The 12,745-nt window shown below is 30.1% G+C and carries 14 protein-coding genes; 5 read left to right on the top strand and 9 right to left on the bottom strand.

The window, feature by feature from the left end; translation table 11 throughout:
* Window positions 1–26 precede the first annotated feature (26 nt).
* On the bottom strand, window positions 27–1,298 hold the full coding sequence (locus ACXLDF_RS11370) for an ADP-ribosylation factor-like protein (protein WP_457558650.1): 1,272 nt from the start codon (window positions 1,296–1,298) through the stop codon (window positions 27–29).
* Between the two features lie 194 nt (window positions 1,299–1,492).
* Here ACXLDF_RS11370 and ACXLDF_RS11365 point away from each other — a divergent pair, with 194 nt between their 5' ends.
* A complete protein-coding gene (locus ACXLDF_RS11365; protein ID WP_457558649.1) occupies window positions 1,493–2,275 on the top strand; it encodes a class I SAM-dependent methyltransferase in 783 nt (260 codons plus the stop codon).
* A 52-nt stretch (window positions 2,276–2,327) separates the two neighbouring features.
* Here ACXLDF_RS11365 and ACXLDF_RS11360 read toward each other — a convergent pair whose 3' ends face one another.
* Window positions 2,328–3,404 carry a zinc ribbon domain-containing protein gene (locus tag ACXLDF_RS11360; protein ID WP_457558648.1) on the bottom strand — a complete coding sequence of 359 codons (1,077 nt, stop codon included), beginning with the start codon at window positions 3,402–3,404 and terminating at the stop codon, window positions 2,328–2,330.
* A gap of 192 nt (window positions 3,405–3,596) precedes the next feature.
* Here ACXLDF_RS11360 and ACXLDF_RS11355 point away from each other — a divergent pair, with 192 nt between their 5' ends.
* Together ACXLDF_RS11355 and ACXLDF_RS11350 are read left to right on the top strand one after the other, a co-directional pair.
* Window positions 3,597–4,673 (top strand): M42 family metallopeptidase, encoded by a 1,077-nt coding sequence (locus ACXLDF_RS11355; protein ID WP_457558647.1) that lies wholly within the window; start codon window positions 3,597–3,599, stop codon window positions 4,671–4,673.
* Between the two features lie 92 nt (window positions 4,674–4,765).
* Window positions 4,766–5,842, top strand: coding sequence for a M42 family metallopeptidase (locus ACXLDF_RS11350; protein ID WP_457558646.1), 1,077 nt, complete (start codon window positions 4,766–4,768; stop codon window positions 5,840–5,842).
* A gap of 47 nt (window positions 5,843–5,889) precedes the next feature.
* Here ACXLDF_RS11350 and ACXLDF_RS11345 read toward each other — a convergent pair whose 3' ends face one another.
* A complete protein-coding gene (locus ACXLDF_RS11345) occupies window positions 5,890–6,312 on the bottom strand; it encodes a hypothetical protein (protein ID WP_457558645.1) in 423 nt (140 codons plus the stop codon).
* Between the two features lie 108 nt (window positions 6,313–6,420).
* On the opposite strand from ACXLDF_RS11345, the gene ACXLDF_RS11340 reads away from it, so the two are divergent.
* Entirely contained in the window at window positions 6,421–7,305 is an 885-nt protein-coding gene (locus ACXLDF_RS11340) for a hypothetical protein (protein WP_457558644.1), read from the top strand.
* Window positions 7,306–7,370: 65 nt separating this feature from the next.
* Here ACXLDF_RS11340 and ACXLDF_RS11335 read toward each other — a convergent pair whose 3' ends face one another.
* Genes ACXLDF_RS11335 through ACXLDF_RS11320 form a run of 4 tightly spaced genes read right to left on the bottom strand, consistent with a single transcriptional unit; the run spans window position 7,371 to window position 10,776 of the window.
* Complete coding sequence (locus ACXLDF_RS11335) at window positions 7,371–8,282, bottom strand: hypothetical protein (protein ID WP_457558643.1); 912 nt, start codon at window positions 8,280–8,282, stop codon at window positions 7,371–7,373.
* Between the two features lie 37 nt (window positions 8,283–8,319).
* Complete coding sequence (locus tag ACXLDF_RS11330) at window positions 8,320–9,174, bottom strand: HesA/MoeB/ThiF family protein (protein ID WP_457558642.1); 855 nt, start codon at window positions 9,172–9,174, stop codon at window positions 8,320–8,322.
* On the bottom strand, window positions 9,175–9,939 hold the full coding sequence (locus ACXLDF_RS11325; RefSeq protein ID WP_457558641.1) for a hypothetical protein: 765 nt from the start codon (window positions 9,937–9,939) through the stop codon (window positions 9,175–9,177).
* Between the two features lie 6 nt (window positions 9,940–9,945).
* Window positions 9,946–10,776 (bottom strand): hypothetical protein, encoded by an 831-nt coding sequence (locus tag ACXLDF_RS11320; RefSeq protein ID WP_457558640.1) that lies wholly within the window; start codon window positions 10,774–10,776, stop codon window positions 9,946–9,948.
* 137 nt (window positions 10,777–10,913) lie between these two features.
* Here ACXLDF_RS11320 and ACXLDF_RS11315 point away from each other — a divergent pair, with 137 nt between their 5' ends.
* A complete protein-coding gene (locus ACXLDF_RS11315; RefSeq protein WP_457558639.1) occupies window positions 10,914–11,588 on the top strand; it encodes a hypothetical protein in 675 nt (224 codons plus the stop codon).
* Window positions 11,589–11,659: 71 nt separating this feature from the next.
* Here ACXLDF_RS11315 and ACXLDF_RS11310 read toward each other — a convergent pair whose 3' ends face one another.
* Complete coding sequence (locus ACXLDF_RS11310; protein WP_457558638.1) at window positions 11,660–12,448, bottom strand: glycerophosphodiester phosphodiesterase; 789 nt, start codon at window positions 12,446–12,448, stop codon at window positions 11,660–11,662.
* A 32-nt stretch (window positions 12,449–12,480) separates the two neighbouring features.
* Window positions 12,481–12,699 (bottom strand): hypothetical protein, encoded by a 219-nt coding sequence (locus ACXLDF_RS11305; RefSeq protein ID WP_457558637.1) that lies wholly within the window; start codon window positions 12,697–12,699, stop codon window positions 12,481–12,483.
* Window positions 12,700–12,745: the final 46 nt, after the last annotated feature.

The following is a 12,745-nucleotide window of genomic DNA, read 5'->3' as shown; positions in this document are numbered from 1 at the left end:
TTCATCAGGAGAATCTTAATCTCTTTTTATTCTTCATTTTCTTCATCAGTGAAATCTTCTTCTTCAAAATTTTTTTCTTCAAAAATTCTCTTGTCATTATTTTCGTCAGGATCTATTTTTCCATCATTTTCTTTCTCAATTTCTTCTTCTGGAGTTATAGATCCTGTCCAATCTAAATTGCTTAATTCAAAATTTACTCGTTGATCTTCAATTATTTCCAGTTCGCGCTCTTTTTGAAGGTATTTCTGGCGATCTTCTTCATCTAGTAGACTTAATTCCTCCAATTCTTCTTGTCGGCGACGAATTTCTTCAATTTTTTCTTTATCATATATCTCATCTATTCGAAGCTGTCCTGTTCGAATAATTTCAGCATTTTGTAGGATTTTTTCTAATGCTTCTGTAAATTCAGTAATAGATTCGTAAATCGTAGTCATATCGCCCTCAAATTCCAATGGATCATAACCTATTGCAAAATTAAAAACGAATTTTTCAGCTCCAACAACAATGCTAAATTGTTCAGTATGAATCTTATATCTTCCTACATGATATGGGGGTACTTCTTCAACTTCATCTAACGAATCAAGATAATTGGTAATGTGTTTATCAATATATTCATTCAACTGCTTTGATTCAAAAAAACTTCCAATCTCGTAATTTTCAACAAATAGCATTCCAAAAGAGAATTCATATTCCCAACAAAATGATTCGATAGCATCACATAATGTTTCATAGATTGTTTTATTTCCCAATAATGGCTGTGAAAAAGCAGAAATCACCGACATGGGTTTGTAAATAGAAGTATGAAATACAGTTGGTGTGATTTTAGAGTCTTGAATTTTTGGAAGAATAGCTGAAAGAAATCGATCTTCAATTTCTGGAAAAATCACTGGTCCTTCATAATCTGGGTCCACTTTATGGAAAAAGAGAAATATTTGAAAATTATCACTAAATTCTAAGCAATTTTCGAAAATTTGAATAAAATAATCAATACTTTCATCTATTCTTTCTACATCTTGTGTATCAATTACATAATACAGATACTGTATTCCTTGAAAATACATCATGGGATTCTGTAGATAAGAATCTCGATAAATTACTTGCCCGCCAAAGTCCCAGACCAGTAATTCTCTTCCAAAAAAATCAATACTTGTTCTATCTACTCCAGTAGTAGGTAACAACGATGAAAATGCATTAAATTCACTTAATAAGGTTTTTACAATAGATGTTTTTCCAGCATTACTGAGACCAAAGAGTGCAATCTTTGAGGGAAGTTCACGAGGTTTAGGATTCACAACCATAACAATTATCAACTAGGTAGTTTTTAATAATTATTGTATTGAATAATTATCATGTTGAATAATTATTGCATTGAATAATAATTACTGCGAATTCTTAAATATATTCGGGTTGCTAAGCATTAAATTTGACCCATTGAGTTCCCGTGAAACAGCTATTTTTAAAAGGTGATGATTTTTGGAATTATGATCATTAAATGAATGAAAAAAACTCGACAAAAAGATTTTCTTTAAGAGCAGAATACTATCAGAAATATCGCCCAGACTATCCTATTGAGGTAATTCAAGAAATTAAGTCATTCTTTCCAAATAAATCAAGAATAATAGTAGCAGATATTGGATCAGGTACTGGAATTTTTACTAAGCATTTGATTGATGCTAATTTTGAAGTTTATGCAGTTGAACCTAATGATGAAATGCGTATTATTGCAGAAAAATCGTTATGTGTCAATCCAAATTTTCATAATATCAAAGGAACGGCAGAAAGTACAACTCTTCCTGATGAATCCATTGATTTAATAACAGCTGCCCAAGCGCTTCATTGGTTTGATCCTGAATTAACATTGACAGAGTTTCAAAGGATTTTGCAACCTGAAGGAATAATAGCTTTTATATGGAACGAACGAGATTTAACAGCCACACCCTTTATGAAGGAATATGATCAATTTTTAATCGATCTATGCCCAGAATATAAAAATTCACCTCATCTCTACATAGATAAAGAACGCATCTTCAATTTGATTGAAGAGATCTCACTACAAGAATTCCATTACTCTAATACGCAAGAATTTGATGAGAAAGGGTTCATCGGCAGAGTATTATCTTCATCATATACACCATTACCTGGTTCTGCTGAGTATACACCATTTATTGATGCACTTACGCAATTATTTGAAAAATATCAAAAAGAAGGAAAAATCCAAATTCATTATAATACCCACCTTTATTTGGGGCGTGTAATGAGAAAATGGGCTTTTTAATCTTTACTAAAAAAATTTTTTCTTTTATTATTAACATCGATTTTTCTTGAAATTACTGGACTCGATTGCCGCAATTTGTACAGAATTTAGCATTTGAAGAGATTAATTTGTTCCCACAATATGTACAGTATATAGGATTATATTTCTCGTTTACTTGAGTTTTAGGAGTTGTATCTACTCCTATTTGTGGATATTGCACTGTTGCTTGACCAGAACTTAAATGAGATGGAATAGATTGATATAAAAATTGCGTAGGTTGATAACCAACTTTTAAAGTATTTTTCATTTGGTATTTAGGAATGATGTAAATTTCTTTAAATGAATATAGATTGAAACCATCTGCCAATTTCTTTAATCCTATATTGAAAATGATATTTCCAACAACATTCTCTACAAGCATAACACCAATACCCAATTTCATTAAATAACAACCTAAGTCCATTTGTCGTAGAATTTTAGAAGAATAACCATTTTCAACTTGTTCAATTTGTAATAGTATCCATTTTTTAAATGCATTCCAGCTAAGATAATTAACTCTCTTTTCTGCAAGCGAAGAAATTACAAGCATAATCCCCAATACAATAATAATAAGATCAATTCCAAAGATTTCTGGATAATGAGAAATATCATAAAATATTCGATTTAAATCAGCGAAAACATTAATCATGCGGTAATAAGCATCTAATTGCGTGAGTACACGTTTAGCAATCAGAATAAATATAAAAACAAGAAAAGCATAAAGTAGTAATCGAATTTTCTGATACCAGAATGCTTCACTAAATTGCCGATCATTAATTTGCTTTGATGTTTGATTCAATTGTATTATAAAATTAATATTACTAATTAATCGAGGAATTGATAGGAATATAAAGCCAAAAATTAACAAGCTTACAGGAACGCTTGAATAACTACTTCCATCACCAGGATTTATGTTAGTAAACCAAATTAAAATTGGTCCCATGAATATTTTTTGAAGATACGATTTAAAGGCAAAGAGAATTGTAAAAATAATAAATATCCAACGAGTTGTATTTAGTGTTTTAAAGCTTTTCCCAAGTTCTATAAATTTTTCACGAAGTGGTGCGTTTAATTCTCTCTTTAATGGGCTATTAAATTTATCTTTATACATTTTAGGTCAATAATAAAGAGAATTTTTAACTTAAAAAATTAGGTATAGATTTTTAAATTTATTCAAAAAAAGGTGTTCTTCAATCTAAAAATAATTATAAACACATCTTTTATGTATGTTCAGCCATTTTAGAAATTCTTCAAATAAAAAAGAGAACAATTCTTAAAAGCTTTTCACTTAATTTATCATATTATGAGCTTTGATGAAACGATCAATTTGGAATTTCTTGAAAAGTTTGTAAATGCACCTTCTCCAACAGGATCTGAAGAAGCAGCACAAAGATTATACCGTGATTACTTAAAAGATATTGCTGATGAGATTAAAACTGATGTATTAGGTAACGTAGATGCCGTTTTGAATCCTAATGGAAAACCTCGTATTGTTTTAATGGGTCATGTCGACGAAGTAGGTTTACAAGTGCGTTATATATCTGATAAAGGATTCATATATTTTAATCCATTAGGTGGATTGGATGCACATCTATTACCCAGCAAACGTATAACAATTCTAGCAAAATCAGGCAATATTTTCGGAGTAATTGGAAAAAAAGCAATCCATCTCCAAGACCCAGATGAACGTAAAAAGGTTATAAAAATTCAAGACCAATACATTGATGTAGGAGCAAGATCAAGGGAAGAAGTGGAAAAAATGGGTATTCAAATCGGTGATCCTATTATTTTCAATGATTCATTTGCCTACTTGGGTAATAATGGGGATATTGTTAGTCGATGTTTTGATGATAAAATCGGTGCTTTTATCATTGCTGAGGTGTTACGTTATTTAAAACAAGAAAATATTGAAGCATCCATTCATGCTGTTTCCAGTGTTCAAGAAGAAATTGGCACTCGTGGAGCAGTAGTTTCAGCGTTCAGTATTGATCCTGATGTTGGAATTGCTTTTGATGTAACACACACCAGTGATACTCCAGGAATAAAAGAAGCAGATTTAGGAATAAAAAAACTCGGCGGCGGTCCTGTGGTGGTACGTGGTCCTAATATTAACCCAAAACTCTATGAATTATTCGTAAAAACTGCTGAAGAGCTTAAAATACCTCTTCAGCTAAGTGCTGCATCTAGACCGACAGGAACTGATGCCCGTTCAATTCAAATGACCCGAGCAGGAGTTGCGACAGGTTTAATTGGAATTCCTAATAGATACATGCACAGCATGACTGAAATAGTAAATTTGAAAGATGTAGAACAGATTGTGAAATTAACCGTAGCAGTAATTAAGAAAATCACCAAAGACACTTCTTTCATTCCAGAATAAATATTTTATCTACTAGCCTTAAATAATAAAATGGTAATACTTACCTTTTTTTATATCTTTTTTTGTAATTGACAAGTCAGGAAATATAAAAGATGAAATCTTTCACATTACCCTCCGATATCAAAGCAGATGAAAAATTTCTGCAATTATTGGTGAATACTCCTAGTGTTTCTGGATATGAGACCTCTGTTCAGCATATTTTTAAGAATTATCTTGCATCATATGTTGAAAAAATAAACACAGATGTTATGGGAAATGTATTTACAACCTTCAATTCCTCAGGAAGCCCCAAAATTATGTTGGCGGCGCATTGTGATGAAGTTGGTTTACTAATTAAATATATTTCTAAGGATGGATTTCTCTATTTCTATGCAAACGGCTTGGATCCTCATCTATTACCTGGAACATATGTGAAAATCATTACAAATCAAGGGGAAATTTTTGGAGTAATTGGGAAAAAAGCAATTCACCTTCAAGAACCCAATGAACGAAAAAAAGTTGTTCAAATTTCAGATTTATTCATCGATATAGGGGCTCGTTCAAGAAAAGAAGTAGAAAATCTTGGGATCAGAATAGGAGATTCAGCAATATTTGATTACTATTATACTCGCTTAGGCTCTAATGGAGATATCGTTAGTCGCTGCTTTGATGATAAAATAGGTGTATTTATTATTGCTGAAATCATGAAGAGATTATCAGATATTCAGCACGAACAAATTTCAGCTCAAGTAATCGGTGTATCAACTACACAAGAAGAAGTAGGATTGCGTGGTGCGACCACCGCTTCATTTCAAGTTGAACCAGATATCGCCTTAGTATATGACGTTGATTTTTCCATGGATACTCCACATTCTCAAGAAAAATATCAAGGTCGAGCTAAATTAGGGGGCGGTCCAATTATTTCTATTGGTCCAAACATGAATTCAAAAGTTATTGAATTATTAAAGGAAACTGCGAATGATTTGCATATTCCCATTCAATTAATCGCAGAACCAAAGGGAACTGGAACTGATGCAAATAGGATTCAATTATCAAAAAAAGGTGTTGCGATTGGTTTGATTGGAATTCCAAATCGATATATGCACAGTTATTCTGAAGTAGTTAATCTTTATGATGTTGAGGCAATAATCCAATTATCAGTTGAATTTATCAAGCGAGTGAAAGAATAAATATAGAAATTTTCGAACTTGAAGTTAAATTTTGAAAGATAAGGATATTATGAAAAATATTTATCTGTTAACCTTTTTTGAAAATAGTCAAAAATCGAGAGATTTCCATTCCAATGTGGAATTAATTCATTAAATTCTTTTATAAATTCCTCATAAATCTCTTGTAAAACTGCTCTTACTCTGCGAGATTTTACATATTTATAAGTAAGTGCTACTAAAAAGAGCGGAATAGGTTCTAAAATAGGAAGTAAGACTAATTGCAAATCGTTCATAGCAATATGGCTTAATTTTTTTTCAGAAATGAATTCCATTGCAGCTAACATTCCTGAAAATAATAGAGGATCAACTTTATTAGTATTTGAATAGTTTAAATTTCGTGTATTAAGCAAAAGCAACCCTGAATTATTGAAAATCCATAATTCAATTATTTTCGGAATTCGAGATCGCTTAATTATCGAACGAGATTGCATTGAATGTCAAATTATTAACAAAAATCAACACCTTAATTTATTTGCATTAGCCAAGTTAAAAATGCTTAAAAGGATAAATTTCCATTATCAGCATGAGCTGAATTCATAATGGGAAAAGAAAATAAAAAAAAGAAGAAAAGCCTATCTCAACAAGATTACCGTAATAAGCTTATTAAAATAAAAAAATTACTTGCTATTGTAAAAAATCAGAAAGAAATTGAAACACTTAAGCTCGCATTGTTAAAATTATTTGAAGCTTCTAAAAATAATCCAGCTCTCCAAGACTTTGAACCTTTTCGAATAACTTTATTTAAGTCTTGTAATTTAAATCTTCAATTTTTGAATCTAAACGAAGATGTATGGGAACTTTTCTCTCAAGGCAAAATTGAAGATTCATACAACCTAATACTTAAAGGTGTTCGAACTATGAACAATCATCCTGATCGTGAATATTTATATGATTGGGTGCGTGAAAAAATTCAAAATACATTAGAAAGAATTGCAGACATTGCCACATCAAATAAAAAACAGCAATCTCCTCTAATCACTTCTCAAATTTCACAAAAACAAGATTTAAATAGTGATACAATCATGAATCCACTTGACGAGAAAATCGATTTAAGCCAAAATAGTAATCAAACAATTCAACCTAATTCAGTAAACATGGATCCTATTGCCCCACTATCAAGTACTCAGATGCCCACAATATTCCCAAATAGAAGAAAACAAAATGCTACTATAAAACCTCTAAAATCTTCTCAAAACGAAATAACAATGAAATTAACATCAAACCAGGAATTTGAAACTTTATTTAAACCTCAAAATTTTTCAGAACAGCAAGTTTTACGAACTCCAGAAAACCCTTTTAAAAAAAAAGGAGAAAATGAAGAAGTAAATCCAATTCATACCTATTGGATTCGAAATCAAAATATAAAAAAACAAATACAAGAAAATTCAACATTTCCTAAAAAGAAAAATAAAGAGAAAAATTGAATATTTATCTATCAATTTGAAAAAAAAGAATCATTCACTCTATCAATCAAGCTACATTCGATCTATTATAATGGATCAAATTTGGACAAGATCTCATATAATGCCCACAAGACAATAAGAATTTTATTACTATCTATTTTTGATCTTTTTACTACAAAATTTTCTTCAGCAATTTGTGATTTTAAATCATTATGAATTAATGAAAATATTTGATCAATATCATCCAAAGCCTGTTCAAATTTCCCATTTTCGATAAAATATTGAAAAGATTTAGTTAATTTTAGTTGTTTTAAAGGAATTTTTGTTTGTTTTGCTGTGGCTAAATAAGTTTTCGTAAATAACCATAGTGTTGTTCGTATTCGAAATATATGTTCATTAAATTGGATAATTCTATTTTTTTTCGAATTTTTATCTATAGTATCGCGGGATTTTCGCTGAAAACTAATTCTTAATTCTTCAATAATTTCATCTGCTTCTTTTTCTGATATTTTTTTGATTTCTAAGTTATCTTTTATTATAAATAAAGAATCGGTAAAATTTTTACCAAATTCAGCTTGAAACTTCAATACTTGAAGTTTAAGAATGAATAGTAAGGAATAATGAATAGGTATTTTATATTCTTCTTTAGGATCATGTCGATTAAGAAAATTCTTAATAAGATTGAAGAAACTGTTCCAATCCCCTTGTTGAAATTTTATAAATATATCATCAACAGCATATCGAAATTCTTTTTTGATATTTTTCCATTGTAGTAAATCAAGAAAAATAGATCTTACCATTATATAGATTGATGGAGGAAAAACTTTCTGAAAATCAACCCCAATTGGATCATTATAATATTTTGTCATTAAATCTACATTTGAAGAGAGAAGAACGTCAAGTTCATCTTTATCTAATGAAGATTTAATAGTCTTTCCTACAGTTAGGATTTCTCCTTTTTCTAATGCTTTTTTTAATTCGTCACTTATGGTTATCACCTTAATTTTAATTTTTATTTATGATTTATGATAATGATTAATGAGTTTCAGCGAGGAAAGCGGCAATTTCTTCAATTTCTGCCTTTTTTTGTTCTTGTTTACGTTTTAATTCTTGTTTTAATATATCAGGATCAACTTCTTTTAAGATCTTGCGGCATTCACACTTTTTTTGGCGAGTAGTACGCTCAAAATAAAACGATTTTTCAAATCGAAAATCAAATTTAAATAATCCTGGAATAAAAGGTGGATCTGATGGAAGTGGTAAAAGGACTTGGCGAACACAGTTTACCATAAACCCAGCTACAATTTGACTAGTATATACCACACTGGGTTCAGGTTTTTGGATACACGATGTTTCTTGTTGAGTTTCTTGTTCTTGTATTGATTTAGGAAAAATACAATTTATACACGGTGTTTTTCTTGTTAATATTCCAATTTGACCCCCAAACCAAGACAGTCCACCATGAATCATAGGGATATTTTTACGAATACAGTAAAAATTCAGGATTTTTCTCACTCTAATTCGATCAACACAATCTATAATTAAATCCACATTTCGAATTACTGAATTAATAGTTGTTTCTTCGATCTTTTCATCGATACCAACAATAATTAAGGAGGAATTTCTTTCAGTTAATCGTTCAGCAAGTACTTCTGCTTTATTTTTACCAATATCTTTTTCACAGAAAAGTGATTGCCGATTTAAATTATGAGTCGAAATTGTATCAAAATCGAATATTTTAATTGTTCCAATTCCTAAGCCGATAAGACCAAGACAGACATGATTTCCAAGAGCCCCAGCACCAATTACAGCAACAGTTGCATTTGATAATTTTTCTTGATTCCACCCTGGAATTCTAGATTGTCTATCATATTTTAAAGAATTCATCATTTAACCCCATTTTTTTTTTTTTTCAAAAAAAATTTTGTTTTTTAACTCTATTTGAACTTTATTTCTAGTTTCAATTAAATCTAAATCATTTGGTAAGGTTTTAATTATTTTAAAAGAAGCAGGTTCATGAAATATTTTTCCAGTAAAAACTTGAGTACTTACCAAACCAAAATATTTATGGTTTAAATTAACTGTCATGCCATAAACATATTTAACTTGAATTCCATTCCATTTTCTATAATTAGATGTCTCAGCCAAGAGAGTATCTTGATTAAAATAATCTGTACCTGAAAAAAACACATTGAGATTTGCATGACTGTGAGTCCAGCCTAAAATTGTTAGGTTTTCTTTATGTATATAAGAACTTAAATCTAAAAGATCGCGCCCTTCTACGTGAACGGATGCAAAATGAACTTGTTGATTAGGAATAAGAATATCTTCAATCAAATGGTTTTTTCCTATGCACAATGCATAGACCTCAACTTCTTTAGTAGTGATTTTTGTAACTTCTTCAGCCATTATAAACATTTTTTTTAAGGCATATTCAGTTATTGAAATTTCAGTAATTGGATGAAAACCGTTTAAAACCTCGGAAAGATCAGCAGAATTAGATGTTACAGAAGAATTTTGGACATATTTGAGCCCGTTTTCTCTTATTATCTCTTTTTCTGTAATTTTACTTTGTTTATTATGGAGTTCAGTTATATTTGATTTATTTAAAATCTCTTCAATAGAATTTCCAACTAAAATCCTCTTTTTTGACATATCTTCTCATCTTTTATTTTTTTTATTCTTTTTTGTAGAAGTTATTGTTGCTAAGTATTTTGAGTATTGAGGTGTACCTAGATGCCCATTAGCTGGCGATACACGCCGATTATAACCTGTGATTAAAATTTGGACTGCTTGACGTATCAAACTATTAATTGTATTAGCAAATCTTAATCGGTTGAATTCTTTTTCATCATCAGAATTATAAAAGGAACCCATACAGATTTTTTGACCAAAAAAGTGAAAATCGCGATAAACAAATGGATGCTCATAAAATGAGCTTGGGCTTTCTGCAATAACTTCTGGGTTTTCTGGATGGAAATTTTCATCAATTCGAATGGCAATCGTGCAAGCAGGCATTTGATAAACAAGATTTTCAAAATGAATTTGATAAGGAGGAAGATATCGGATTGCAGCTAAAGCTTTTTCTTGAGGATTCCGAAATAAAGGTTTCATTACAAATATAATATGACTTTCAGTTAAATTGGCAATATCTTGGGGAGGAATTTTTTCATATAAATCAATAAGAGATTTCTTTTCTCCTACAATTTGTCTCATGTGTTGATGGTAAACTGTGAGAATTTCTTTTAATCTTCCTTTCAGATTGAGACCATATTTTACACTATAAATAATACCATTGAATATCACTATTTCTTCTGAGTGAATAAGTGAAAGAAATTTAGATTGATAACTAAATGGAAGATTTCTTCCAATTTCAAGGAAATCAGATAGGTACATCAAAGGATACATTTGATAAATTCGATTATCTTTAATAAAACTGACTCCTTCATGAGGAGATAATATTTCTTGAATTTCTTCTGTTAATGTTTTCATATGCTAATTAACTCAATTTATTTTTATTAAGTGATTAGATTTTCCTCGTTACTCTTTAGAACTCACCCTTTTCAAATTTTTTGTTTCTCCTCTAAAAAACCACTATTTTTTTTGAACGAAATATATAATAAATTAGAATGTTTACACTCTCCACTCGTACGAGTTGGCAAAAGGAACAAACACGCCTTGATTTATCTGATATGAAGGAATTTTTATATCCATATCCTTTAATTGAAAGGAAGTTCTTTGATGATCTTATGAAATTATGCCGATCCCAAGCCACTTACTACGTTGAAATGGGATTAATCAGTGTTTTCAATAATGAAAAACAGCAATTAAATCCAGATACATGGATTTTAATTTGGGCTTTGGATTTCAAAGATCGAGTCTATCAAATTTTGATTGATCGAAATGTGAAACATAAAGGAAGAGGTGCAATAGCAGCAGTAGGTCCTCAAGATTTAGGTGAATTTTTTGCACGAATGAAGCAAAATGCCATTCTTCCTTTGCTTACATTAATTAATACTCCAGAAAAAATGAAATCAGTAGGTGTTATTGTATCCCGTCCAAAATCTTTTAGAGATAAACAAAAAGAACGCCAAGAGTTTCAAGCATTTGCTAGATTCCAAAAATGGATCGCCCAATTAAAAGCCACACCTAATAAAGAGGGGCAATGGTTTCCAAGTTCAGCTCCAAAATGTCCTGTTTGTGGTAATCCCTTAGTGGGGATTTCAGATAATTATCGAATTGGTTTTGGCTATTTAATATGTCCAGAATGCGGTCATAGTGAACGTCGTAGAATTGGGATGTAATTGTATGTAATTCATTTTATTTCTTATTTTTTCAATCATCTATTTTTTCAATTTAAACTACAGATATGTCATTATTTTACTTTGCAATTATATTTATCTCTAACTTGGCAAGCTTTATCTGGGAAATTTGTATATATTGCATCAGGATTAAATTTTAAGAATTTTTTAAGTATTGTATTTGTGTGCATATCCCATAGAAATATCCTTAATCCAGCGCTCTTTAAAAGTAATTTATATTCTTCTTTAAACCGAGGGGCTTGAATATTAAATCCGTCAATCTTTAATTTACGAATTTTTCCATTAGGTTCAAGATGATGTTGAAGGATGTGATATTCTAAATTTGAGGCAATAAAGTGTAGTGAATATTTGGGGAATTGCAATTTCAAATCTCTAATTTTCCATAAAGTATTGCTACATAAAAAAGTTCTATCCAAAAGATTATAATGGGCTAATATTGGAATAATGTAAAAGCCTACTCGATTATCTTGTAAATCAATGCTAAATAATAGTTTAGAATAACCATTTATTGGTTCATGTATCTTTACATCTTGATAACGTTGACAGAATTCTTCTAAAGTTGGAATATGTTGGCCATTTGGAAGGATAAGTTTCTTTATTTCAGAAATAGATAGCCTATTTAAGTTAATATGACGATTTGTGGCTTGATTAAAAAAAAAACGATCATGATGAATAATAACATGCTTATCTTTCGTTAACCAACAATCAAATTCAACTCCATGAGCACCTAATTCCACTGCTTTATCAAAAGCTTCGAAAGAATTCTCGTGAGCATAGCCTGAAGCACCTCGATGAGCAAAGATAATTGGATTGCAAAAAGAATTAGAAAAATGGTTTTTCATGTACTGTTGATCAAGTTTGGTTAATTTGTGCCTCAATTTAAATTATAGCGCTGTTGAAGAAGAGTAGTCAAATTAATCTCATAACGATTTGCAATTTCAACAAACTCCATGATATAATCTCCTAAAATTTTTTCGATTTCATTTTTTCCTTCTTGTTCTAAAGATTTCTTTAATCTAATATGAAGATTATCAATTTTTTCTAATAGATCATAGATCTCCATAGGATGATCAAATTTATGTAAATTTTTCATAAACTTTTGGATTTTCTCTAACATAAATGTTGTTTATTTTTTAAGT

The sequence above is a fragment of the Candidatus Harpocratesius sp. genome, from assembly GCF_054039255.1.
This window is presented reverse-complemented; position numbering and strand designations above follow the sequence as displayed.

Bases quoted from the DNA above. Each gene is read 5' to 3' on its own strand.
- ACXLDF_RS11370 (WP_457558650.1), bottom strand. From the start codon at position 1,298: ATGGTTGTGAATCCTAAACCTCGTGAACTTCCCTCAAAGATTGCACTC.
- ACXLDF_RS11365 (WP_457558649.1), top strand. From the start codon at position 1,493: ATGAATGAAAAAAACTCGACAAAAAGATTTTCTTTAAGAGCAGAATAC.
- ACXLDF_RS11360 (WP_457558648.1), bottom strand. From the start codon at position 3,404: ATGTATAAAGATAAATTTAATAGCCCATTAAAGAGAGAATTAAACGCA.
- ACXLDF_RS11355 (WP_457558647.1), top strand. From the start codon at position 3,597: ATGAGCTTTGATGAAACGATCAATTTGGAATTTCTTGAAAAGTTTGTA.
- ACXLDF_RS11350 (WP_457558646.1), top strand. From the start codon at position 4,766: ATGAAATCTTTCACATTACCCTCCGATATCAAAGCAGATGAAAAATTT.
- ACXLDF_RS11345 (WP_457558645.1), bottom strand. From the start codon at position 6,312: ATGCAATCTCGTTCGATAATTAAGCGATCTCGAATTCCGAAAATAATT.
- ACXLDF_RS11340 (WP_457558644.1), top strand. From the start codon at position 6,421: ATGGGAAAAGAAAATAAAAAAAAGAAGAAAAGCCTATCTCAACAAGAT.
- ACXLDF_RS11330 (WP_457558642.1), bottom strand. From the start codon at position 9,174: ATGATGAATTCTTTAAAATATGATAGACAATCTAGAATTCCAGGGTGG.
- ACXLDF_RS11325 (WP_457558641.1), bottom strand. From the start codon at position 9,939: ATGTCAAAAAAGAGGATTTTAGTTGGAAATTCTATTGAAGAGATTTTA.
- ACXLDF_RS11320 (WP_457558640.1), bottom strand. From the start codon at position 10,776: ATGAAAACATTAACAGAAGAAATTCAAGAAATATTATCTCCTCATGAA.
- ACXLDF_RS11315 (WP_457558639.1), top strand. From the start codon at position 10,914: ATGTTTACACTCTCCACTCGTACGAGTTGGCAAAAGGAACAAACACGC.
- ACXLDF_RS11310 (WP_457558638.1), bottom strand. From the start codon at position 12,448: ATGAAAAACCATTTTTCTAATTCTTTTTGCAATCCAATTATCTTTGCT.
- ACXLDF_RS11305 (WP_457558637.1), bottom strand. From the start codon at position 12,699: ATGAAAAATTTACATAAATTTGATCATCCTATGGAGATCTATGATCTA.